Annotated in this window: 29 protein-coding genes and 1 other RNA gene; 15 read left to right on the top strand and 15 right to left on the bottom strand. The window is 63.2% G+C overall.

Translation table 11 applies throughout. The annotated features are described in order from the left end of the window. Window positions 1-104 precede the first annotated feature (104 nt). Both P0Y64_16090 and P0Y64_16085 read left to right on the top strand, forming a co-directional pair. The gene (locus P0Y64_16090) at window positions 105-1,721 is read left to right on the top strand and encodes a DNA polymerase III subunit gamma/tau (GenBank protein WEK42848.1); all 1,617 of its coding nucleotides are present in this window, start codon (window positions 105-107) and stop codon (window positions 1,719-1,721) included. Then, on the top strand, window positions 1,718-2,041 hold the full coding sequence (locus tag P0Y64_16085) for a YbaB/EbfC family nucleoid-associated protein (GenBank protein ID WEK42847.1): 324 nt from the start codon (window positions 1,718-1,720) through the stop codon (window positions 2,039-2,041). The genes P0Y64_16090 and P0Y64_16085 overlap by 4 nt, the downstream gene beginning before the upstream one ends. 103 nt (window positions 2,042-2,144) lie before the next feature. On the opposite strand, the gene P0Y64_16080 is transcribed toward P0Y64_16085, so the two are convergent. The 4 genes from P0Y64_16080 to P0Y64_16065 all read right to left on the bottom strand — a co-directional run bounded on the left by P0Y64_16080 (window position 2,145) and on the right by P0Y64_16065 (window position 5,500). Further along, window positions 2,145-2,693, bottom strand: a complete 549-nt coding sequence (locus P0Y64_16080) for a DUF3617 domain-containing protein (GenBank protein WEK42846.1) — start codon at window positions 2,691-2,693, stop codon at window positions 2,145-2,147. 148 nt (window positions 2,694-2,841) lie between these two features. After that, window positions 2,842-3,519 (bottom strand): monofunctional biosynthetic peptidoglycan transglycosylase, encoded by a 678-nt coding sequence (gene mtgA / locus P0Y64_16075; protein WEK42845.1) that lies wholly within the window; start codon window positions 3,517-3,519, stop codon window positions 2,842-2,844. Between the two features lie 65 nt (window positions 3,520-3,584). After that, window positions 3,585-4,487: an RNA polymerase sigma factor RpoH gene (gene rpoH / locus P0Y64_16070; protein WEK42844.1), complete on the bottom strand. Its 903-nt coding sequence runs from the start codon at window positions 4,485-4,487 to the stop codon at window positions 3,585-3,587. Between the two features lie 65 nt (window positions 4,488-4,552). Next, window positions 4,553-5,500 (bottom strand): RluA family pseudouridine synthase, encoded by a 948-nt coding sequence (locus P0Y64_16065; GenBank protein WEK42843.1) that lies wholly within the window; start codon window positions 5,498-5,500, stop codon window positions 4,553-4,555. A 10-nt stretch (window positions 5,501-5,510) separates the two neighbouring features. Between P0Y64_16065 and P0Y64_16060 the strand changes: the two genes are divergently transcribed. The 11 genes from P0Y64_16060 (at window position 5,511) to P0Y64_16010 (ending at window position 13,887) form a co-directional block, all read left to right on the top strand. Continuing rightward, window positions 5,511-5,933 (top strand): M67 family metallopeptidase, encoded by a 423-nt coding sequence (locus tag P0Y64_16060; protein ID WEK42842.1) that lies wholly within the window; start codon window positions 5,511-5,513, stop codon window positions 5,931-5,933. 61 nt (window positions 5,934-5,994) lie between these two features. Next, a complete protein-coding gene (locus tag P0Y64_16055) occupies window positions 5,995-6,639 on the top strand; it encodes a histidine phosphotransferase family protein (GenBank protein ID WEK42841.1) in 645 nt (214 codons plus the stop codon). Window positions 6,640-6,678: 39 nt separating this feature from the next. Then, on the top strand, window positions 6,679-8,973 hold the full coding sequence (locus P0Y64_16050; protein WEK42840.1) for a chemotaxis protein CheW: 2,295 nt from the start codon (window positions 6,679-6,681) through the stop codon (window positions 8,971-8,973). Then, window positions 8,970-9,395, top strand: a complete 426-nt coding sequence (locus tag P0Y64_16045; protein WEK42839.1) for a chemotaxis protein CheW — start codon at window positions 8,970-8,972, stop codon at window positions 9,393-9,395. Before P0Y64_16050 ends, P0Y64_16045 begins: the two co-directional genes overlap by 4 nt. 64 nt (window positions 9,396-9,459) lie before the next feature. Beyond that, on the top strand, window positions 9,460-9,825 hold the full coding sequence (locus P0Y64_16040; GenBank protein WEK42838.1) for a response regulator: 366 nt from the start codon (window positions 9,460-9,462) through the stop codon (window positions 9,823-9,825). 13 nt (window positions 9,826-9,838) lie between these two features. Then, entirely contained in the window at window positions 9,839-10,897 is a 1,059-nt protein-coding gene (locus tag P0Y64_16035) for a chemotaxis protein CheB (protein ID WEK42837.1), read from the top strand. A gap of 5 nt (window positions 10,898-10,902) precedes the next feature. Continuing rightward, complete coding sequence (locus tag P0Y64_16030) at window positions 10,903-11,760, top strand: protein-glutamate O-methyltransferase CheR (protein ID WEK45088.1); 858 nt, start codon at window positions 10,903-10,905, stop codon at window positions 11,758-11,760. Window positions 11,761-11,806: 46 nt separating this feature from the next. Beyond that, on the top strand, window positions 11,807-12,496 hold the full coding sequence (locus tag P0Y64_16025) for an N-acetylmuramoyl-L-alanine amidase (protein ID WEK42836.1): 690 nt from the start codon (window positions 11,807-11,809) through the stop codon (window positions 12,494-12,496). Between the two features lie 12 nt (window positions 12,497-12,508). Next, an RNA gene (rnpB, locus tag P0Y64_16020) (RNase P RNA component class A) lies at window positions 12,509-12,887 on the top strand. A gap of 167 nt (window positions 12,888-13,054) precedes the next feature. Beyond that, on the top strand, window positions 13,055-13,591 hold the full coding sequence (locus P0Y64_16015; protein ID WEK42835.1) for a J domain-containing protein: 537 nt from the start codon (window positions 13,055-13,057) through the stop codon (window positions 13,589-13,591). Further along, the gene (locus P0Y64_16010; GenBank protein ID WEK45087.1) at window positions 13,576-13,887 is read left to right on the top strand and encodes a (2Fe-2S) ferredoxin domain-containing protein; all 312 of its coding nucleotides are present in this window, start codon (window positions 13,576-13,578) and stop codon (window positions 13,885-13,887) included. The genes P0Y64_16015 and P0Y64_16010 overlap by 16 nt, the downstream gene beginning before the upstream one ends. 5 nt (window positions 13,888-13,892) lie before the next feature. On the opposite strand, the gene P0Y64_16005 is transcribed toward P0Y64_16010, so the two are convergent. From P0Y64_16005 to P0Y64_15960, 10 genes are all read right to left on the bottom strand, one after another. Beyond that, window positions 13,893-14,306 (bottom strand): SufE family protein, encoded by a 414-nt coding sequence (locus tag P0Y64_16005; GenBank protein ID WEK42834.1) that lies wholly within the window; start codon window positions 14,304-14,306, stop codon window positions 13,893-13,895. Between the two features lie 69 nt (window positions 14,307-14,375). Then, on the bottom strand, window positions 14,376-14,615 hold the full coding sequence (locus tag P0Y64_16000; protein WEK42833.1) for a hypothetical protein: 240 nt from the start codon (window positions 14,613-14,615) through the stop codon (window positions 14,376-14,378). Between the two features lie 15 nt (window positions 14,616-14,630). Then, window positions 14,631-14,876 carry a hypothetical protein gene (locus tag P0Y64_15995; protein WEK42832.1) on the bottom strand — a complete coding sequence of 82 codons (246 nt, stop codon included), beginning with the start codon at window positions 14,874-14,876 and terminating at the stop codon, window positions 14,631-14,633. Between the two features lie 51 nt (window positions 14,877-14,927). After that, window positions 14,928-15,203 (bottom strand): hypothetical protein, encoded by a 276-nt coding sequence (locus P0Y64_15990; protein ID WEK42831.1) that lies wholly within the window; start codon window positions 15,201-15,203, stop codon window positions 14,928-14,930. Window positions 15,204-15,215: 12 nt separating this feature from the next. Then, complete coding sequence (locus tag P0Y64_15985) at window positions 15,216-15,533, bottom strand: hypothetical protein (protein WEK42830.1); 318 nt, start codon at window positions 15,531-15,533, stop codon at window positions 15,216-15,218. Window positions 15,534-15,548: 15 nt separating this feature from the next. Next, window positions 15,549-15,854, bottom strand: a complete 306-nt coding sequence (locus P0Y64_15980) for a hypothetical protein (GenBank protein WEK42829.1) — start codon at window positions 15,852-15,854, stop codon at window positions 15,549-15,551. Window positions 15,855-15,884: 30 nt separating this feature from the next. Further along, complete coding sequence (gene pspC, locus P0Y64_15975; GenBank protein WEK42828.1) at window positions 15,885-16,268, bottom strand: envelope stress response membrane protein PspC; 384 nt, start codon at window positions 16,266-16,268, stop codon at window positions 15,885-15,887. Next, complete coding sequence (gene pspB, locus P0Y64_15970) at window positions 16,268-16,555, bottom strand: envelope stress response membrane protein PspB (GenBank protein ID WEK42827.1); 288 nt, start codon at window positions 16,553-16,555, stop codon at window positions 16,268-16,270. Before pspB ends, pspC begins: the two co-directional genes overlap by 1 nt. 1 nt (window position 16,556) lies before the next feature. Further along, on the bottom strand, window positions 16,557-17,225 hold the full coding sequence (pspA, locus tag P0Y64_15965) for a phage shock protein PspA (GenBank protein WEK42826.1): 669 nt from the start codon (window positions 17,223-17,225) through the stop codon (window positions 16,557-16,559). Between the two features lie 85 nt (window positions 17,226-17,310). After that, a complete protein-coding gene (locus P0Y64_15960) occupies window positions 17,311-17,457 on the bottom strand; it encodes a hypothetical protein (protein ID WEK42825.1) in 147 nt (48 codons plus the stop codon). A 171-nt stretch (window positions 17,458-17,628) separates the two neighbouring features. Between P0Y64_15960 and pspF the strand changes: the two genes are divergently transcribed. Then, window positions 17,629-18,684, top strand: coding sequence for a phage shock protein operon transcriptional activator (pspF, locus tag P0Y64_15955; protein WEK42824.1), 1,056 nt, complete (start codon window positions 17,629-17,631; stop codon window positions 18,682-18,684). A gap of 62 nt (window positions 18,685-18,746) precedes the next feature. Then, a complete protein-coding gene (locus tag P0Y64_15950) occupies window positions 18,747-19,358 on the top strand; it encodes a superoxide dismutase (protein ID WEK42823.1) in 612 nt (203 codons plus the stop codon). Between the two features lie 67 nt (window positions 19,359-19,425). On the opposite strand, the gene P0Y64_15945 is transcribed toward P0Y64_15950, so the two are convergent. After that, window positions 19,426-20,034: a septation protein A gene (locus P0Y64_15945; GenBank protein ID WEK42822.1), complete on the bottom strand. Its 609-nt coding sequence runs from the start codon at window positions 20,032-20,034 to the stop codon at window positions 19,426-19,428. Between the last annotated feature and the right edge of the window lie 70 nt (window positions 20,035-20,104).

The following is a 20,104-nucleotide window of genomic DNA, read 5'->3' as shown; positions in this document are numbered from 1 at the left end:
TGGCGCGCACCGCGCCGCCACCAAGAACATTTCTCCGCTGACGAACGCGATCGCAGGGCCTATCTAACCCCTGTGACCCAATTCCATCCTATGAGCGCGGGCCGATGAGCGATTCCCTCGGCCTCGACGAACCGCCCCAGCCGCAGCGCGGCGGTGAAGCCTATCGCGTGCTCGCGCGGAAATATCGTCCGCAGACGTTCGCTGCCCTGATCGGGCAGGAAGCGATGGTGCGCACGCTGGAGAATGCGATCCGGCGTGATCGCATCGCTCATGCGTTCCTGCTCACCGGGGTGCGCGGAGTGGGTAAGACCTCAACCGCTCGCCTTATCGCCAAGGCGCTGAACTGCGTCGGGGAAGACGGGCAGGGCGGCCCCACGATCGATCCGTGCGGCAAATGTGAGCCGTGCCGCGCCATTGCCGAGGGGCGCCATATCGACGTGATCGAGATGGACGCCGCCAGCCACACCGGCATCGACGACATCCGCGAGATCATCGAGGCGTCGCGCTATGCGGCGGTGTCGGCGCGCTACAAGATCTACATCATCGACGAAGTCCATATGCTGTCCAAGGCGGCCTTCAACGGGCTGTTGAAGACGCTGGAGGAGCCGCCGGCCCATGTGAAATTCCTGTTCGCCACGACCGAGGTGAACAAGGTGCCGGTCACTGTTCTCTCCCGCTGCCAGCGTTTCGATCTGCGGCGTATCCCGGCCGAGAAACTCTCGGATCATTTCGCCTGGGTCTGCACCGAGGAGACGGTGGAGGCCGAGCCGGAGGCGCTCGCGCTGATCGCACGCGCGGCGGAAGGGTCCGCGCGCGATGGCCTGTCGATTCTCGATCAGGCGATCGCTCATGCCGATCTTGAGGGTGGAGGCATACGCGCGGCGGCGGTGCGCGATATGCTCGGCCTGTCCGATCGCGGCGCGGTGCGCGATCTGCTCGGGCTGTTGCTGGCCGGTGACGCGCCGGGCGCGCTTACGGCGCTTCGGCGGCAATATGACCTTGGCGTTGATCCGCAATCGGTGTTCCGTGCGCTGCTGGAGGCGGTGCACGGGGTGACGCTGGCAAAGGTCGGCGCGGTGGAAGACCCTGCGCAGCCTGAGGATGAGCGCAGCGCTTACGGCGAATGGGCGACGAAACTCTCCTTCGCGATGCTCCACCGGCTATGGCAGTTGCTATTGAAGGGGCATGACGAGGTCGCGCGCGCGGCGATGCCGATCGAGACGGCGGAAATGGCGCTGCTGCGGGTGGTACATGCCTCGACCTTGCCCGATCCGGGGGAACTGGCGCGGCAGATTGCCAATGGCGGCATCACCGTAAACGGCCCGGCCGTTGCCGCGCCGGTGCAGCAAGAGCGGGCACCGAATGAATTCGCCGGCCTCATGGCAATGGTCGAGGATCGCGGTCATCACGCGCTCTATCATCGGCTGCGCAGCAATGCCCGGCTGGTGCGCATCGCGCCCGGTGAGATTGCGTTCAGCGGCTCCCGCCCGGTCTCCGCTGATACGCTCACCGAATTTGCACAGGTGTTGAAGGCGGAAACCGGCCGCGCGTGGAAGGTCGCGATGGTCGATGAGCCGGGCGAACCCAGTATGAAGGAGGCTGATGACGCTGCCGACGAAGCGGCACGTCAGGCCATCCTCGACACCCCGATTGTCGCCGCAGCGCGCGCGGCTTTTCCGGACGCAGAACTTATAGACTGGCCTAAACGGAGCGTATTGTGAAGGACTTGAACGATATTCTTGCCATGGCTCAGAACGTGCAAAACGAACTGACCAAGGCGCAAGACAATCTCGACACGATCGAGGTGGACGGTGCCGCCGGCGGTGGTCTCGTCAAGGTGAAGGCTTCCGCCAAGGGCCGGATCATCGCGGTGTCGATCGACGAATCGCTGCTCCAGCCATCCGAAAAGCAGATGGTGGAGGATCTGGTCGCTGCCGCGCTAAACGATGCGCGGGCCAAGGCCGATGCGGCCTCTTCTGCTGAGATGGCGAAGATGACCAGCGGCCTTTCGCTGCCGCCGGGGTTCAAGCTGCCGTTCTGAAGCGGCGATAAGCGGTTAGCGGGCCGCGTGATTGGGATATCATGCGGCCCGCCCCAATGTTGCGACGGCGGCGATCTAGCCCCGCTGCCTTCATAGCTGAGTGTCAGCCGGCCTTTGCATCGCAGGCACCGATCCGCGTGCCCTTGATCTTAGTCTTGGTGGTGATGGTCTGGCCGTTCATATCGACCTTGGCCTCGCTGATCAGATCATAGCCGCTGCTGCCGAAGTCCCCCGATACCTTGCTATGCATCGCGCCTGGGCCGGACGGTGCGCCCTGGCAGGTCATCTCGGCGTTGAGCTTCCCACCCTTGATCTCGAACGTGTCGTAGCGGCAGGATTTCATGCCGTTGCCACCGAGCATATCCTCCGGTGGACGTTCCGCCTGCTCCTTGGTCACGCATGCTTCGACCGTTTGTTTGCCGGCGGCGGAGAGCTGTCTCTTCATCGTATCTGCCACTTGCGGCGGCATGTTCGCGACATCGACGGTATCGACGGAAACCTCGGTCCGCCACTTGCCCGGCTCCATTCGTATCGCATTGTTCGCCGCCGCGGCGACCTCGGCTACGGATGCATTCTCGGCCTTCACCTCGGGCTTGTTGTTGCATCCGGCGAGCACAAGCGGAGCGAGCGCAACCGCGTAGACCAGTTTCATCACATCCTTCTCCCTGTTTGGATCGATGCAGTTTTCGACATTATTCGTCGTTGGCTAACACCCGCCAATGCCGATTGTATCCGCAAACGATCTCAAGAAGCGATGTAGACGCAATGTGTTGGTTGAACGATCCTTGCGGATGCGAGTGCTATTTGAGGCAGTTATCCAGCCCGTTCCGCTTCACGACGCCGACATAGCGCGCGAGCGCGTTGCCGTGGCGCCGCACGAAACCGTCCGGATCGACCGCCTCGCGTTTCTTCGGAAGCGGAAGCACTGCGGCGATGCGCGCAGCCTCCAGCGGGGTGAGGTGGGTCGCGGAGTGATGAAAGTAACGCATCGCGCCCGCTTCGGCGCCATAGGTGCCGATGCCGGTCTCCGCGACGTTTAGATACACCTCCATAATCCGCCGCTTACCCCACATCGTCTCGATCAGCACGGTGAACCACGCCTCGAACGCCTTGCGGACATAGCCGCCGCCCTGAATCAGAAAGACGTTCTTCGCTGTCTGCTGGCTGATGGTGGAGCCGCCCCGGATGCGCTTGCCCTCCGCATTGCGATAGGCCGCGCCCGCGATCGCCTTGAAATCAAAGCCGTGGTGGGAGCAGAAACGCGCATCTTCGCCCGCGATTGCGGCGCGCGCCATATTGGGATCGATCTCGCTCAGCGGGCGCCATTGCTTAGTGATCGAGTGCCCCGAGAGCATGTCGCCGAGCATGGTGAACGTGACGGGGGTCGGCACGAAACGCAGGATTGCGACCCACAGAACAGACAGGCCAACGAACCACAAGGCGGCCTTACCGCAGATACGGAGCATGCGTGCGATCATGTGCCAGCGTTAGCCGAGCAACATGATCGCCAGCAATGCCCCGCTATGCTGCCGCAGTTCGGGGATCAGGCGGCCAGCAGGCGCTTTTCGCCGGCAAGGCGCATCATCGCCTTTTGCAGCTTCTCGAACGCGCGCACCTCGATCTGGCGGACGCGCTCGCGGCTGACACCATAGACCTGGCTGAGTTCCTCCAGCGTCTTGGGGTCGTCGGTCAGGCGGCGTTCGGTCAGGATGTGTTTCTCACGATCGTTGAGATCGTCCATCGCGGAAACCAGCATTTCGTGGCGTACATCGGCTTCCTGTGCCTCGGCCACCACTGAGTCCTGCAACGGCGCATCGTCTGCCAGCCAATCCTGCCACTGACCCTCGCCATCTTCGCGCATCGGCACGTTGAGGCTGGTGTCGCCGCCCATCGCCATGCGGCGATTCATGCTGACGACATCCGCCTCGGTCACACCGAGATCGGTCGCGATTTTCTGCACGTCCTCCGGCTTGAGATCGCCGTCCTCGAACGCGTCGAGCCGGGCCTTCATGCGGCGGAGATTGAAGAACAATTTCTTCTGCGCCGCCGTGGTGCCCATTTTCACGAGGCTCCACGAACGCAGGATGAATTCCTGGATCGAGGCCCTGATCCACCACATTGCATAGGTGGCGAGGCGGAAGCCGCGATCGGGCTCGAATTTCTTCACGCCCTGCATCAGGCCGATATTGCCTTCGGAGATCAGCTCCGAAACTGGCAGGCCATAGCCGCGATAACCCATCGCGATCTTCGCGACGAGGCGGAGGTGCGAAGTGACGAGCTGCGCCGCAGCCTCGGTATCACCATGCTCCTGAAAACGCTTTGCGAGCATATATTCCTGCTCGGGCGCCAGAATGGGGAACTTCTTGATCTCGGCGAGATAGCGGTTGAGGCTTTGCTCTCCGCCGAGCGCAGGGATCGTCGCTGGGACGTTGCTGCGGTTTGCCATGATCCTACCCTTTCCCTTTCCCGGAAAGTTCGCGGCCCCAATTGGGCACCGCGTCGCTTCCTGATCTATACGTTGAGCTGAATGAACAGTTCCTGCATGTCAGCAGGCATCGCGCTTTCGAACGATAAAGCGCTTCTTGTTATCGGATGAATGAACCCCAGCCGCGCCGCGTGCAAGGCCTGACGGCGGAAACCCAAGGTTTCGAGGATTTCGCGATGCGCCTGCTTCGTGCGGCCATAGACCGGATCGCCGAGCAGCGGATGACCGATCGAGGCCATATGAACTCGCACCTGATGCGTTCGCCCGGTTTCGAGCCGACATTCCACCAGAGCCGCGGCGCGCAGCCGCTCCACCGTGCGATAATGCGTGACGGCGCGCTTGCCGGCGCGGACGATCGCGATCTTCTTGCGGTTTTGCGGACTGCGCGCGAGTGGCGCGTCCACACTGCCGGCGGGCGGCATTGGGTGACCCGATACGATCGCCAGATAACGCCGGTCGATCGAATGGTCGGCGAATTGCTTCGCCAGCCCTTCGTGCGCCCGATCAGTCTTGGCGGCGATCATCAGGCCGGATGTATCCTTGTCGATCCGATGCACGATGCCCGGCCGGGCCACTCCGCCGATGCCGGACAGCGATCCCTTGCAATGATGCAGCAGCGCGTTGACCAGCGTGCCGTCGAGGTTCCCCGCCGCCGGATGAACGACCAGCCCAGCGGGCTTGTCGATGACGATCAGATGCTCATCCTCAAAGGCGATGATGAGCGGGATATCCTGTGCCTCGTTATGCGCGGGCACGGGATCGGGAACGGTCACCGAGAAAATCTCGCCAGCCGCAGCCTTGCGCGCCGGTTCGCGGACGAGCTGCCCGTCGCGCGAAACCTTGCCGCCGGCGATCAGCACCTTCAATCGTTCGCGCGAAAGCGTGGGAACCGCATCCGCCAACGCACGATCTAGCCGCCAGCCATCGGCGGCCGGTGTTATCGTTGCTTGAATGACAGAAGCCCCCCGGTCCATTGTGTCTTAGATGGATAGGACGCTGCGGATTTCAAGATTGCTGTTGGAACGGCTCGTCGCAGATGCGGCGGCGAGCCGGGACGAGATTTGCGGCCTGCTGCTGCGCGCGCCGGACGGCAGCATCCGGGCTCAGCCGTGCGCCAATGTTCACCCCACGCCGGCGACCCGGTTCGAAATCGATCCCGCCGCGTTGCTTTCCGCGCATCGCGCGGCGCGTGGCGGCGGCGGGAAGGTGATCGGCAATTATCATTCCCACCCATCGGGCGACGCCATGCCATCCATAACCGATGCGGCGCAGGCGGCGGCGGATGACGCATTGTGGTTGATCGTCGGAAGCAATGGCGAAGTCTCGGCCTGGCGCGCGGTTAGCGATGGAGTGGTGCACGGTCGCTTCGATCCGCTGAAGATCGTGCGGGACGAGGCTTGCGCGTGACTCCGCGCTTCGCCACAACGCCGGCCACTTCGGCGCCTGCCGAAGCCGGAAAGGGACCAATATGACGATCAGCCCGGTCGATTTTGCCAGTCTGCTGTGTTCGCGGCTGTGCCACGACCTGTTGTCGCCAGTGGGGGCGCTCAACAACGGGCTGGAATTGCTCGCCGACGAAACCGATCCGGTGATGCGTGATCGCTGCCTGGAATTGTTGAACGACAGTGCACGCACCTCGGCGAACAAACTGAAGTTCTTCCGCCTTGCTTTCGGTGCCGCGGGCGGCTTCGGCGATCTGGTGGATACGCGGGAGGCGCAGGTCGCGATCGAGGGGCTGCTGGGGGATAACAAGCGGCTTGAATTGCAGTGGCTCGTAGAAGAGCCGGAACTGCCGAAGACCGCGATTAAGGTTTTGCTCAACCTTTCGATGATCGCCGGTGATGCGCTAGTGCGCGGCGGGACGCTGGCGATCGGTGGCGAAAACAACGGCGGCGTGATCGAGATCGTGCTGAAAGCGGAGGGCCCGCGCATCATCCTGGATGAGGAGTTGCGGCTCACGCTGATCGACGGCGCGGACGAGCGGGAGGTGACCCCGCGCAGCGCCGCGGCTTATCTGGTTCACTCGCTCGCCGCAGAGACGGGCGGATCGGTGCAGGTCAGCGCGCCGTCTGAGAACGTGCTGTTGTTCGGCGCGACGCTCCACGCGCGGTAAACGCTCATTTAACTGTCGCCGGTGCACAATCGGCGCGACATGGATGATTTGCTGCCGGAATTCATCGCTGAAACCCGTGAATCGCTAGAGGCGATCGCGGGCGAGATCGTCGCATGGGAGTCCAATCCCGCCGACAGCGCGCGACTGGATGCGATCTTTCGCTTCGTGCACACAGTAAAGGGAAGCTGCGGCTTTCTGGATTTGCCACGGGTCGGCCGGCTCAGCCACGCGGCGGAGGATGTGCTGGCGGCGGTCCGCGCTGGTGCTCGTGCGCCGGACAGTGCGTTGGTCAATGCAGTATTGTCGATCATCGATCGGATCGGCGAGATCGTGGAAGCGATCGACGCTGGCGTGTCGCTGGACGATAGCGGCGAGGATGGCCTGATCGCCGCGCTCGACCCCGATTATACGGGACAAAACGCTGCCGACGACGGCATCGCCCTGATTGCGCAGACCGGTTCGGTGACCGGGCGTGGCCAGACTCGCAGCATTCGTCTGTCGGTCGATCTGCTCGATCGCATGATGAACGGCGTTTCGGAAATGGTGCTGGCGCGCAACGAACTGGCACGGCGCTTGCGTGGTAACGAGGAGCTTTCAATCGGGGCGACCCTCGATCGGCTTTCGCATACTGTGGCGGAGCTACGCGACACGGTGACGCGCACGCGGATGCAGACGGTCGAGGCATTGTTCTCGGCGCTCCCGCGCGTCGTGCGGGATACGGCGGCGGCGCTCGGCAAACAGGTTTCGCTGACGATCGACGGCAGCGATGTCGAGCTTGATCGTGAGATGATCGAGCTATTGCGCGATCCGCTGATCCATATGGTCCGCAACGCAATCGATCATGGGATCGAAACTCCGGCGCAGCGACGTTCGGTCGGGAAGCGGGAAACTGGGCGGCTCACCGTTTCCGCGCGCCAATCAGGCAATCGCATCCTCGTCGAGATCGCGGACGACGGGCGCGGAATCGATACCGATCTGCTCATTGCGCGCGGCCTGGCAATGGATCCGACGCGCGACGCCGAGTTTCGCCGACTGAGCGAGCGCGGCCGGCTGGAACTGATTTTTGAGCCGGGCCTGACGAGCCGGGATATCGTTACCGAGACATCCGGTCGCGGCGTCGGGATGGATGTGGTGCGGACCAATGTCGAACAGATCGGAGGCCGCATCGCGATCGCCAATCGGGTTGGGCGCGGACTGAACATTACGCTGGAAGTGCCGCTGACGCTGGCGATCCTCTCCGCCGTCATCGTTGAGGCAGGGGGGCAGGCATTCGCGCTGCCGCGTCAGGCGGTTGATGAAATCGTTTCGACCCGCGCCGATGTTGTGCGGATCGATACGATCGGGGAGGGGCAGATCGCCACGATCCGCGATCGCCAGCTGCCGGTTGTCGAATTGGACGCGGTGCTCGGCTTGCCGCGCCGTGCGCCGTCGCTGCTGATGGTGCTGGATGGTCCGGGCGGAACATATGCATTGGCGGTCGACACCGTGCTCGACACGGAGGAACTGGTGATAAAGCCCGCCGCGCCGGCGGTGATGCGCGCGGGGGTTTATGCCGGGCAGACTTTGCCCGACAGCGGCCGGCCGATGCTGCTTCTCGACGTGGCGGGACTCGCCAATGCGGCGGGGCTGTATTTCTCCGCCATGGAGCGCGAGGAAGAGCCTGTACTTCAGGCACCGGTCGACGAAGGCATCAAGGCATTGCTGTTCCACGATATCGATGGCCGTCGCCGTGCGCTCGCGCTCGCGGCGATCAATCGCATCGAGCCGCTGCCTCCGGAAGCCATTCACGAAAGCGCCGGCCAATGGTGGATGACGAGCGGGGAACAGGCCATCGGGTTGATCTGCGCCGCTGCCCCGCGCGCACCCGAACGCGGCTGGTCGGTATTGCGATTGGACGAGGAGCTTGGTGCGCTGGCCTATCCGGTGCGCGAGGCGATCGACATCGTTACCCTTCCGGCGGAGATCTCGCCCGCTGCCACCCAAGGGGTGATCGCTGGTGTCACGATGATCGAGGGCGAGCCGGTCGAAGTGATCGATCCGCTGATGTTGACCGAGGGTGCATCGCGCGGGCGTGGCGCTCCGCTCTGCCTGCTCTCCGGGGCCGAGGCGGGGTGGATGGAGATATTTCTCAAGCCTTCGATCGAAGCCGCCGGATATCGTGTCGTCCGCCGCCTTGCCGAGGGTGAGACCGCCGACATCATGCTCGCGATGGACGATGAAGTGGAAGTAGCCGCCGGTGCGGGGCGCGTGGTCCGGCTTGGCCGCAAGCCTGCCGATCCACTTTATCGCTATGATCGCGTCGCGTTGCTCGGTGCGTTGGAAAATGCGGCATGAGCGGCGGCGAACTTCACTTGATCGGCTATCTCGGCGGGCACGGAGTGCTCTTCAATGCTGCGCAGGTCGAGGCGGTGGTGGATATCGACGATGTCGTGCCAGCGCCCGGCGCCGCCCCCGCGGTTCGCGGATTGACCGCGCTGCGCAGCAGGGTCGTCACGGTTATCGATACCTGGCAGGTGCTCGGCCTTTCCGCTCCGGCGGACGGCCGCCATCGCGCGGTTATCACTGCCATCGATGGTCAGCTTTACGCGGTGCTGCTCGACAATATGGAGGACGTGGCGCCGATGGAGATCACGCCCCTCGTATCGGGGGTCGCTATCGGTGATCGCTGGGCTTCTGTGGCGGCCGGCAGCGCGCTTCGCGATGGAGAGCCGATGCTGGTGCTCGACCTTTCCCGGCTGGTGTCCTGCGTCGCATGATTAACCTTGCCGTTACCGCTCTCTGCGATGAGGGTATGTTATTGCGCTCCAACAGGATTGCATCATGAAATCGTGCCTCGTCGTCGATGATTCCAAGGTAATCCGCAAGGTTGCCCGCCATATCCTGGAAGGGATGGATTTCGCGGTCGCGGAAGCGGCCGATGGGCGCGAGGCACTGGACCATTGCGTCGTTACGCCGCCTGATGTGATCCTGCTGGATTGGAACATGCCGGTGATGAGCGGCATGGAATTTCTCCGTGCGCTGCGCGAAACCGCGCTGGCATCAAGGCCGAAGGTTGTATTCTGCACCACCGAAAACGGAAGCGCCCATATACGCGCGGCGATCGAGGCGGGGGCGGACGAATATGTCATGAAACCGTTCGATCGCGAGACGCTCGAAAGCAAGCTTCAGATCGTCGGCATCGTCTGATCGGCGCCAGGCGATGCACGGATCGCACCGTCAGTCGAGGAAAGTCGCGCGGCATGTTCCGCGAGTATTGATCGTTGACGATTCGGCGGTCGCGCGGGCGGTTCTGGCCCGTATGACGCGGGAAGGCGGCCAGTTCGCGCTCGCCGGGGCGGTGGCCGATATTCCCGGCGCGCTGGCCTTTCTTGCTTCCGAGCGGGTTGATCTTATCCTGCTCGATCTCGAAATGCCCGGCGTCGACGGTTTGACCGGGCTGCCCGATCTGCTCGCGGTCGGAGGGGGTGCCAAGGTCCTCGTGGTCTCGTCGAACTGCGAGCAGGGGGCTGCGGCGACGATGCAGGCGCTGGCGCTCGGTGCGGCTGATACGTTGGTAAAACCGGGTGGAGCGGGCTTTGTCGGGCCGTTCGCGGAAGTGTTGCGCGATCGGATGACACGGCTCACCGAACGCCGGGTACCACAGGATCCCCTTCCACTGACGCGGGGGGCCGCGAACGCCTCGTTCGACGTTGTGGCGATCGGTGCCTCGACGGGAGGAATCCATGCGCTTTCCTGCTTGCTGCGCGCCGTGCCGAAAGAATTCGATCGCCCGATCCTGATCACTCAGCATTTGCCGACGTCATTCTCGCCCTATTTCGCGGCTCAGATGGCGGTGCTCGGCAAGCGTCCGTGCGATGTCGCGACCGACAGGATGCGGCTGCTTCCGGGCAGGATCGTGGTCGCGCCGGGCGATGCGCATATCGTTGCGGTTTCGATCGGAGAGAACGGTTGCGCGGTGCGCTTATCCGAGCAGCCGGTATCGAACGGTAACATGCCGTCCGTCGATCCAATGCTGTCCTCACTCGCTGAAGTTTACGGGCCGAGGCTGCTTGCGGTCATATTGAGTGGCATGGGCCGCGACGGGCTTGAAGGCGCAACCGCGGTGCGCCACGCCGGCGGGACGGTCGTGGTGCAGGACGAGGCATCCTCCGTCGTCTGGGGTATGCCCGGCGCGGTCGCCGGCGCCGGCTATGCCGATGCGGTCATGACGCCGGATGAGATCGGCGAAATGATCGCCGCGCAGGTGCTGACCCGGTGAGCGGCATGCGCGAGCCGGCGAAGGTCAGCGACGCTACGATCGCCGCGCTCGCCCCGTTGCTGGAGGAACGCACCGGCCAACAGCTTTCCTCGTCGCGCACCTGGCGGATCGACGTCGCGCTAAAACCGCTGGTGGCTGAATGCGGTTTCGCCTCGATCGAGCAACTTGTCCTGCACTGGCGCACCAGTGGCGATGCGGCGATGGGCGAGCGGATCGTCGACGCGTTGCTCAATCAGGAAACCTCGTTCTTCCGCGATCCGGGCATCATAGATGCGTTTGCAGATGCGGTGCTGGAAACGGGCGCCGATCGCCCCCGCTTATGGTCGGCCGGATGCGCTTTCGGGCAGGAGCCACTGTCGCTTGCGATGGCTTTCGCAGAGCGCGGTATCACGGCCGAGGTAGTGGCAAGCGACGTGTCGCAAAGTGCCTTGGCGCGGGCGCGGGTTGGGCGATACAGCCAGTTCGAGATACAGCGCGGTTTGCCGGTCGCCCGGATGCTGCGCTGGTTCGAGCAGGACGGAAGCGACTGGGTGGTGATTCCGCGACTTCGTTCATCGATCTCCTATCGCCGCCACAACCTTGTTGCGGATGCCCCGCCGGCTGGGCGTTTCGACGCCATCCTCTGCCGCAATGTGCTTTTCTATCTCACGCCGGCATTGCGTACCCGAGTGCTGACCCGGCTCGCCGACGCGATGCGGCCGGGCGGCCTGCTCATGCTGGGGGCCGGGGAGACGGTGATCGGCCTATCGGATCGATTCGTACCGAGCACGCGCTTTCGCGGCTTTTACGAACTCGCGCGGGAAGGGGCGGATAAGCGTATTCGACAGGCGGCCCCTCTTGGTTCCGTGGCCGCATCGGGCTAGCCATATTCGTGGGGGCGGTTTGCGCCGCCCGGCACGAGGAAACGCAATGAAGGTAATCGAGGCGCCGTCGCCCAATTTCGACGAACGCTCGCTCCCGATCACGATGATCGTGCTTCATTATACGGGCATGCAGGACGGGGAATCGGCGATTACCCGACTGCGCGATCCCGAGGCGAAGGTGTCGTCGCATTATGTCGTGGCGGAGGACGGCACGATCCTGCGGCTGGTCGATGATGAAAAGCGCGCCTGGCATGCCGGGGCATCGCATTGGCGTGAAGTCGATGACGTGAATTCGGCATCGATCGGGATAGAGATCGTCAATCCGGGCCATGAATTCGGCTATCGCCCATTCCCCGATGAGCAGGTGGATGCGGTGATCCGGTTGGTTCATGGCCTCAAGGATCGTTATGAGATCACGCGCGGCAACATCGTCGGCCACTCCGATGTCGCGCCCGCGCGTAAGCGCGATCCGGGGGAATTGTTTCCCTGGGGGAAGTTGGCCCGACTCAGGCTCGCACTGCCGCGCCCGACCAAAAATCTGCTGGACCCGATGTGGAGCCAGTCCGGGTTCCTGCTCGCGCTCGAGCGATTCGGTTATGACGTGAGCGACGCCATGGCCGCGATCATGGCTTTTCAGCGTCGTTTTCGGCCCGAATTGATCGACGGCGAGATCGATGCGGAGTGTCGCATGATCCTGCTCGCGCTACTCCTTCCCAAGCCGCAAGGAGATGACTAGTAAGGCGGCGCGCCAGAGGGCCGGGCGGCCGCGGCCTCCGCTGATGCGGGGGGCGAGGAAAGTCCGGGCTCCATGGAACAACGGTGGCGGGTAACGCCCGCCGGGGGTGACCCTAGGGAAAGTGCCACAGAGAGCAGACCGCCAAACGCCCGGCAACGGGCGCGGCAAGGGTGAAAGGGTGCGGTAAAAGCGCACCGCGCGGCTGGTAACAGCGGCGGCATGGCAAACCCCACCGGGAGCAAGACCGAATAGGGGCGGCATATCGGCGTGTTCCCGCCGGTCGCCCGGGTTGGTTGCTTGAGCCTGTCGGTAACGGCAGGCCTAGAGGAATGGTCGCCCAATCCCGGTTCGCCGGGATGGACAGAACCCGGCTTATAGGCCCTCTGGCGCATTTAACGCTCTGAAATTTATAAATTTAACCCGGTGGCGCCGGCAGGTCTGAACGATCGGTCTTGCGTATCGCCCCCCAGCAAAAAGCGCTCAGGCCGTGCGTTTTCTTGTCGCGGGTTGAAACGCCTCCGGTTGCGTCGCGTCGTGATCGCCCTATGTCGCTAACTTATGGCGCGATCGAGCAGAACCAATGATTGGGGCTTTCCCCGCTGGCGAGGCTATGGCTCCGGGCGCGAAGCGCAGCAGGTGCGCATCTGCGATCGCCACGGTTGTGATGAGCCGGGCAATTGCCCCGCGCCGAAATCGCCGAACAGCCCCGATCGCTGGTATTTCTGCGAACGCCACGCGGCGGAATACAATCGCGGCTGGAACTATTTCGAGGGGTTGGACGCCGAGGAGGCCGCCGAGCGCGAAGCGGCGGAGCGGCGCGACTCTTCCGGTTTCGAGCAGGCGCGTCATTATAGCTGGGGTGGCCCAGGTGATGGCACGCGTTCACGTGACGAGATGCGCGCGCTTGAGGTGCTCGAACTCGAATCCGATGCGGATTTCGAGGCGATACGTGGCGCGTGGCGGCGACTGGCTAAAACATATCATCCCGATCTCCGGCCGGGTGACGCCGAAGCGGCAGCCCGCTTTCAGGCGATTCAGGCAGCCTATGAGGTGCTTCGGGTCGCCGAAGAAGCGAAGAGCTGGCGCCCGGTGTGAAGCAGGCTCGCGCGGGATGGCAGGGCGCCGCGCTGGTATGCGGCAAATGCACCCGAAAACTCGACGGCGGTTTTGGGCCAAAGGGACGCACGCCGTTGGCGAAAGCGCTCCGTAAATGTCCCGGGCTGGGCAAGAACCGCAAGGCGACGATCGGTGTGATCGAGACGAAATGCCTCGGGCTCTGTCCTAAAAACGCGGTGACGGTTGTGGATACGCGTCGCCCCGGCGAATGGCTGGTGGTCGATCGCGATGAAGACGTAAGCACGCTGGCGGCCCGGCTTCTTCTCCGGGTCTGAGGGGCTCAGCCCAGCCGGTTCGCGGTGTCGCGGATCAGCGCGATCATGTTCGGAATGCCCTGAGTCCGATTGGAACTGAGCTGCGCCTTCAGCTCGAATGGCGCGAGTGCCGCCTCGATATCAGTGGCGCTTACCTCGGCCGGGTTTCTGTCCTGGACCGTCGCCAGCACCAGCGCGATGATGCCTTTGGTGATCGCGGCGTTGCTGTCGGCAAGGAAATGGAGCGTGCCGTCACCGCGCTGCTTCGGATAGACCCACACCGCCGCTGAACAACCGCGAACCAGCGTCGCATCGGTCTTCAGCGCATCCGGCATCGGCTCCAAAGCGCGGCCCAGATCGATCAGTAGCCGATAGCGATCATCGGCATCGAGGAATTCATATTCGGCGTGAAGCTCGGCGAGATCGGTGTGGTCGGCCATCGACGGTCCGACTAGAACTTCGCGCCCGCCGCCGCAACCGCATGGCGGAAGCGGCGGCGGGGCAGCCGTTTACAGATCGACGCCGGCCGCGATCGCTTCGAGCTTGCGGATTCGTTCCTTGAGATCGGCGATCTCGATCCGCGCGGTCGCGCTGGGCGTGCCGGGCGACCGCATCTCGCTATCGATCACCAGCTGTTGCTGCTTGAGTTGCAGCCAGCCGCGCCAGCCCGAATGGGCGGCACCGGTCAATATCGCCAGCCCGGCCAGTCCGGCGGAGGCCATGGTAAGATAGAAGCTCGGGTCGGTCATTGCTCGACTCCTCCTTCAACGGTCGCGGAGCTCATCGATCTGACGGCTCAGATCGTTGCTGCCGTGATTGTCGGTGATGACACGCTCAAGAACGGCAACGCGGTCCTTGAGCTGGCGGATCTCGTCACGCGCGGCGGTCAGATCGGCCGGGGGCAACATCTGCCCATCCTGTTCGCGGCCGAGCGCCTTATAGCGTTCGGAGAAAATCTTACCCAGTGTTGCGATCAGCACGATCGCTACCACCATCGAAAACGGACCCATCGTCCAGGCTCCCTTGCCTAATCGTTTCTATTCGCGCCGTTTTTCGCGGCGTCAGTTCAGTTGATGATCGTCACGCAACCGTTCGATCTCGTCAGCGACGGCGATGCCCTTGTCGGTGACGATCCGTTCCAGCACGCGAACGCGTTGTTCCAGTCGCTCGTCATGCGCCGCATATTGCGCCGCTTTCTCGGCCGCCTGCGCATTGATCGTGGTCGCCATCGTCTCCTTGTGTCGCAGCCAGCGTTTGAACGCCTGCCCGCCGACACCGAAGATCACCGGGATGCCCACCACGATCATGAAGAAAGCGAGGATGAACCATTCGTTCATGCTACCGGCTCCTCAGTTCGCGCGGTCGCGCAGACGTTCGATCTCGTGGCTCAGCATGTTGCCGCTGTCGGTCACGATCCGTTCGACATTCGCGAGCCGGTCCTTGATCGCGCTCAGCTCCGCGCGAAGCTGGCCGTTTTCCTGCGTCAGCAGTTTGACCCGTTCGACCGTTTCGTCATCACGCTTCGGATAGAGCGCTTTCCCCCAGCTATTTTCGAGCGGGTAGCCGTTCTTGATCCGGAGCCAGGTTGTGAAAACCCAGCCGACCACGCCAGCAATGCCGATGATCGCGATCAACGGAAACAGATCCTGAACAGTATCTTGTGACATATTCCCTTTTCCCCCTCAGCGGTCGCGCAGCGCTTCGATCTCGGCGGCGGTGCGGGTGGCGGGATCGGTCGCGATCCGTTCCAATACCGCAAGGCGCTCTTCGAGGCGGCTGACCTGCCCGGTTAGTTTCTCGTTTTCATTCGATAGCAGCATGATCTGCCGCTGATCGTCGAGGGCGGAGGCATTGCGGTTGCGGCCCCGATTTCGACGATAGTCATCCAGCGGATAGCCGTGCTTCGCCTGCACCCAAGTGCGGAAGGCGCGGCTGCCGAATACGATCCCCACGATCGCGATCGGCACCAGAAAAGCTAAATCGTGCATGGCGTTTCTCTCCGTGCGCGGCGCCTGTTCTCAGCGCAGGCTGTCGATCTCGTTGGCGAGCTGCGTGTTGCGGCTCGTATAGTGAAGTTCGATGTCGGCCAGCCGGCGATCCAGTTCACGGAACTTGGAGCGTACCTCTGCGGTGGTGCGTTTCGGATTGGAGCGCACTCCCTGCCAGAATTTCTCCTCGTCGCGGCTGTTGTAGAGGCCGATCGGTTTCTTTGGCGTAACCCAGGCCACCACCAGATAGGCGATGATGATCCACCATTGCTGCGCGATGAAGACCATCGCCGCGGTGCCCAGCCGGACCCAGAGCGGATCGATCCCGGTATAATCGGCGATCCCGGCGCACACGCCCTTCCACTTGGCGTTCTGCTTATCGAGATAGAACCTTGTGGGGCTGTCCTCGGCCATCAGTTCCTCCTCTGATGCTGGTCTTCGAGCCGATAGTCGCGGTCGCGGGAATAATCGGAGAGACCGGGGCGGAAATCGGGATTGTCTGCGGCGACGAGCCGTTCGACGGTGGTCACGCGGTCTTCAAGCCGGCGGGCGAGCGAATGAAGCTCATCGAGCAGCTGCTCATCCTCGGTGGTCATTCCGCCGGGCGCCTGCTTCCACTTCGTGACATAATGCATGATGATCCAGGGCAATCCGATGAACAGGATGCCGCAGACGAACACCGGGACGACTACGTCCTCCATCTCAATTCCCCTTGCTCAGCCGGGCCTTCAGCGCGGCCAGTTCGGCGTCGATCTTGTCGGCGGATTTCAGCTCGGCGATTTCCTCGTCGAGCGTCTTGGGGTGCGCGCCCAGTCCCATCGCGTCGGCGCGGCCCTCGGCCTCGTCCACGCGGCGCTCCAGCATATCGAAGCGGCTGAACGCTTCGTGCGTGCGCGGGCCGTTCCACATCTCGCGCAGGCGGGTGCGGTTGTTGGCGCTTTCCAGCCGGGTCGAGATATTGTTCTGCTTGGTGCGGGCCTCGCGCAGTTTGCTCTGGAGCTTGGCGATATCTTCCTCCGATGAGCGCAGCGCGTCGTCGAGCACCTTAATCTCGGCGCGAAGCTGTTCCACCATCCCGGTGGCGCGCTGGCGTTCGACCAGAGCGGCCTTGGCCAGATCCTCGCGATCCTTGGAGAGGGCGAGTTCCGCCTTCTCCGTCCAGTTCGCTTCCAGCGCCTCCAGCTTCGCGATGTGGCGGCGCATTTCCTTGCTGTCGGCGATCGTCCGCGCCGCGGAAGCCCGGACCTCAACCAGCGTTTCCTCCATTTCGAGGATGATCATGCGGATCATCTTCGCGGGATCTTCCGCCTTGTCGAGCAGCTCGGCCATGTTCGCGGCGACGATGTCGCGGGTGCGGGAAAAGATGCCCATTCACGAAACTCCAAGATTGCCCCTGCTGATATAAACATTCCGCCGGGGTGGGGCGAGGGGCGGCGCGCGCCCCGGCGGTAGCGATTTACGCGATCGAACGAGTGATCGCGCTCGCCTGAGCGGCATTCCCCTGATTGGCCGGCCCGACTGCCATGATCAGCATCGAGGCGCTGGCGACGAGGGTGAGGGCGATGGCGGCGAAGGTGCGGCCGATGGTGTCGAAGCTGGTCATATATTCCTCCAAGATTTTGACTGTCGTTCCGCTCAATGGCGGTTACCCAATGCTGTGCAGATTGCGTGCCAAATTCGTTTTTGGCTGATTTCCACGCTTTTTTTGCTGAGGTGAGAAAATGTGCGATCCGCACCCTTGCCAAGCGTTGGGAAATTGCGCCAAATATTGGGAATGGAGCGGGCAACACAGGTCATCGGACAATCGGGGGCATTCCTCGACGCGCTGGAGCGCGCCAGCCGCGCGGCTGCGCTCGATCGGCCGGTGCTGGTGATCGGGGAGCGCGGCACGGGGAAGGAGTTGGTTGCCGAGCGACTGCATCGCCTCAGCCCGCGCTGGGATCAGCCGCTGGTCATCATGAACTGTGCCGCGATGCCGGAAACCTTGATCGAGGCCGAATTGTTCGGACACGAGGCCGGCGCCTTCACGGGCGCGACCAAGGCGCGGGTGGGGCGATTCGAGGAAGCGCACGGCGGCACGTTGTTTCTTGACGAACTCGGCACGTTGTCGATGGGCGCGCAGGAGCGTCTGCTACGCGCGGTGGAATATGGCGAGGTGACGCGGATCGGCTCGTCGCGTCCCGTCCAGGTCGACGTGCGCATCGTCGCTGCGACGAACGAGCATCTGCCGGGCAAGGTGGAGCGCAACGAATTTCGCGCCGACCTGCTAGATCGGCTGTCTTTCGAGGTGGTGACGCTGCCGCCGCTCCGTGCGCGCCGCAGCGATATCGCGGTGCTCGCCGATTTTTTCGGACGGCGCATGGCGGCCGAGCTGGGATGGGAATCCTGGACCGGCTTCGGGCCGGCCGCGCTCGATGCGATGCTGGAATATCGTTGGCCGGGGAATGTGCGCGAGTTGCGCAATGTTGTGGAACGCGCGGTTTATCGCTGGGATTTGACTGATCCGGTCGACGTGATCGAGTTCGATCCGTTCCTTTCGCCATACAGCCCGGCATCGCCCGGCGTGGGTCACGCGGCGATGCCCGTTACGGCGTCAGTGCCGCCTGTCGATCGTGAGGTGCCCTCCAAGGACGGGGATGAAATCGCCGCGTGTGAGATCGGGCCGTCCGACTTCAAAAGCCGGGTCGCACGGTTCGAGAAAGAGTTGCTGACGCGCGCGCTGGCCGAGAATCGCTTCAACCAGCGCGCGACCGCCGATGCGCTGGGCCTGAGTTACGATCAGCTTCGTCACGCGCTTCGTCGTCACGATATGGTCGGAGCGGTTGCGTAACGAGAGCGGCGGAGCCATTTGGGCCGCGTCGCGTTTGCAAACGCGAGACCAAGGAGGATTCAATGGCTTTCGAATTGCCGCCGCTGCCTTATGCCTATGACGCGCTGGAGCCGGTCATCTCCAAGGAGACGATGACCTTCCACCACGACAAGCATCACGCCGCTTATACCGCCAAGCTGAACGAGGGCGTCGCCGCCGACCCCAAGCTCGCGGGCAAGTCGATCGAGGAAATCTTGGGCATGATGTCCCAGCTTCCGCCGCTCGTCCGCAACAATGGTGGCGGTTTCTGGAACCACGATTTCTTCTGGAAGATCATGGCGCCGAAGGGTTCGACCCAGCCGTCTGGCAAGCTTAAGGCCGCGATCGACGCTTACGGCGGCCTCGACAAGCTGAAGGAAGATTTCAACGGCAAGGGCGCCGGCCAGTTCGGTTCGGGCTGGGCCTGGGTGATCGCCGATTCGTCGGGCGCGCTGAAAGTCACCTCCACCCCCAATCAGGACAATCCCCTGATGGACGACGCCAAGGAGCCGGGCACCCCCGTCCTTGGCAACGACGTGTGGGAACACGCTTATTACCTCACCTACATGAACGACCGCCCCGGCTATCTGAAGGCGTGGTGGGATGTGGTGAACTGGGACGAGGCCGGCCGCCGCTACGACGCAGCGGTTGCCTGATTTCGGATCGGTACGATCGAATGATGGGGCGGCGCCTGGTGGTGCCGCCCCATTTTTTATGGCGGGTTCAGCCTTCAGGCGGGATGGTGTCTGGCGCGTTTTCCATCTGGAGCCCATGCTTCAGGAGCATCGGCACGTTGGCGAACGCGAACAGCAGCGTGAGCGGGATCGCTCCCCACAGCTTGAAACCGACCCAGAAATCTGTCGAGCTATGGCGCCACACGACCTCGTTCAGCACGGCCATGAATATGAAGAAGATCGTCCAGTTGCGCGTCAGGTTGCGCCAGCCGTCCTGGCTCAAGCCCGGATAAGCGGTTTCGAGCAGGCTCTGAAGCAGCGGGCGCCCCGTCGCGAGCCCAAAGCCCAGCACAGCGGCGAAAATGGCGTAAACGAAGGTCGGCTTCATCTTGATGAAGCGCTCGTCATGGAAATAGATCGTCAGGCCGCCGAACACCAACACCAGCGCGGCGGAGATCAGCAGCATCGGCGATAGTCGCCGCGTCTTGATCCAAGACAAGGCGAGCGCGACAACCATCGCGACCATGAAGGCGGCGGTTGCGGCGATGATCCGCATGATCGCCACGCCCGGCGTCAGGAAATTGACCGCGAAGAAAACGAGCAGCGGGCCATAATCGAGCGCGAGGCGGAAACCGGCCGTGGGGGATTTCGTCGTCACATCAACTCCGTTCGCGCGGCGCTTTCCCAAGCGCATTAATATGTTCCGGTTGCCCAAGGAATGGGGCGCA

Source organism: Candidatus Sphingomonas colombiensis (assembly GCA_029202845.1).
GTDB lineage: Bacteria > Pseudomonadota > Alphaproteobacteria > Sphingomonadales > Sphingomonadaceae > Sphingomonas > Sphingomonas colombiensis.
This window is presented reverse-complemented; position numbering and strand designations above follow the sequence as displayed.

Excerpts from the sequence above, each read along its gene's own strand:
- P0Y64_16055 (WEK42841.1), top strand. The coding sequence starts at position 5,995 with ATGACGATCAGCCCGGTCGATTTTGCCAGTCTGCTGTGTTCGCGGCTG.
- P0Y64_16015 (WEK42835.1), top strand. The coding sequence starts at position 13,055 with ATGGCGCGATCGAGCAGAACCAATGATTGGGGCTTTCCCCGCTGGCGA.
- P0Y64_15950 (WEK42823.1), top strand. The coding sequence starts at position 18,747 with ATGGCTTTCGAATTGCCGCCGCTGCCTTATGCCTATGACGCGCTGGAG.
- P0Y64_16005 (WEK42834.1), bottom strand. The coding sequence starts at position 14,306 with ATGGCCGACCACACCGATCTCGCCGAGCTTCACGCCGAATATGAATTC.
- P0Y64_16035 (WEK42837.1), top strand. The coding sequence starts at position 9,839 with ATGCACGGATCGCACCGTCAGTCGAGGAAAGTCGCGCGGCATGTTCCG.
- P0Y64_16030 (WEK45088.1), top strand. The coding sequence starts at position 10,903 with ATGCGCGAGCCGGCGAAGGTCAGCGACGCTACGATCGCCGCGCTCGCC.
- P0Y64_15995 (WEK42832.1), bottom strand. The coding sequence starts at position 14,876 with ATGGGTCCGTTTTCGATGGTGGTAGCGATCGTGCTGATCGCAACACTG.
- pspC (WEK42828.1), bottom strand. The coding sequence starts at position 16,268 with ATGGCCGAGGACAGCCCCACAAGGTTCTATCTCGATAAGCAGAACGCC.
- mtgA (WEK42845.1), bottom strand. The coding sequence starts at position 3,519 with ATGATCGCACGCATGCTCCGTATCTGCGGTAAGGCCGCCTTGTGGTTC.
- pspA (WEK42826.1), bottom strand. The coding sequence starts at position 17,225 with ATGGGCATCTTTTCCCGCACCCGCGACATCGTCGCCGCGAACATGGCC.
- P0Y64_15980 (WEK42829.1), bottom strand. The coding sequence starts at position 15,854 with ATGCACGATTTAGCTTTTCTGGTGCCGATCGCGATCGTGGGGATCGTA.
- P0Y64_16050 (WEK42840.1), top strand. The coding sequence starts at position 6,679 with ATGGATGATTTGCTGCCGGAATTCATCGCTGAAACCCGTGAATCGCTA.
- P0Y64_15990 (WEK42831.1), bottom strand. The coding sequence starts at position 15,203 with ATGAACGAATGGTTCATCCTCGCTTTCTTCATGATCGTGGTGGGCATC.
- P0Y64_15985 (WEK42830.1), bottom strand. The coding sequence starts at position 15,533 with ATGTCACAAGATACTGTTCAGGATCTGTTTCCGTTGATCGCGATCATC.
- pspF (WEK42824.1), top strand. The coding sequence starts at position 17,629 with ATGGAGCGGGCAACACAGGTCATCGGACAATCGGGGGCATTCCTCGAC.
- P0Y64_16080 (WEK42846.1), bottom strand. The coding sequence starts at position 2,693 with ATGAAACTGGTCTACGCGGTTGCGCTCGCTCCGCTTGTGCTCGCCGGA.
- P0Y64_16040 (WEK42838.1), top strand. The coding sequence starts at position 9,460 with ATGAAATCGTGCCTCGTCGTCGATGATTCCAAGGTAATCCGCAAGGTT.
- rpoH (WEK42844.1), bottom strand. The coding sequence starts at position 4,487 with ATGGCAAACCGCAGCAACGTCCCAGCGACGATCCCTGCGCTCGGCGGA.
- P0Y64_15960 (WEK42825.1), bottom strand. The coding sequence starts at position 17,457 with ATGACCAGCTTCGACACCATCGGCCGCACCTTCGCCGCCATCGCCCTC.
- P0Y64_16065 (WEK42843.1), bottom strand. The coding sequence starts at position 5,500 with ATGGACCGGGGGGCTTCTGTCATTCAAGCAACGATAACACCGGCCGCC.
- pspB (WEK42827.1), bottom strand. The coding sequence starts at position 16,555 with ATGGAGGACGTAGTCGTCCCGGTGTTCGTCTGCGGCATCCTGTTCATC.
- P0Y64_16000 (WEK42833.1), bottom strand. The coding sequence starts at position 14,615 with ATGACCGACCCGAGCTTCTATCTTACCATGGCCTCCGCCGGACTGGCC.
- P0Y64_16060 (WEK42842.1), top strand. The coding sequence starts at position 5,511 with ATGGATAGGACGCTGCGGATTTCAAGATTGCTGTTGGAACGGCTCGTC.
- P0Y64_16090 (WEK42848.1), top strand. The coding sequence starts at position 105 with ATGAGCGATTCCCTCGGCCTCGACGAACCGCCCCAGCCGCAGCGCGGC.
- P0Y64_16025 (WEK42836.1), top strand. The coding sequence starts at position 11,807 with ATGAAGGTAATCGAGGCGCCGTCGCCCAATTTCGACGAACGCTCGCTC.
- P0Y64_16045 (WEK42839.1), top strand. The coding sequence starts at position 8,970 with ATGAGCGGCGGCGAACTTCACTTGATCGGCTATCTCGGCGGGCACGGA.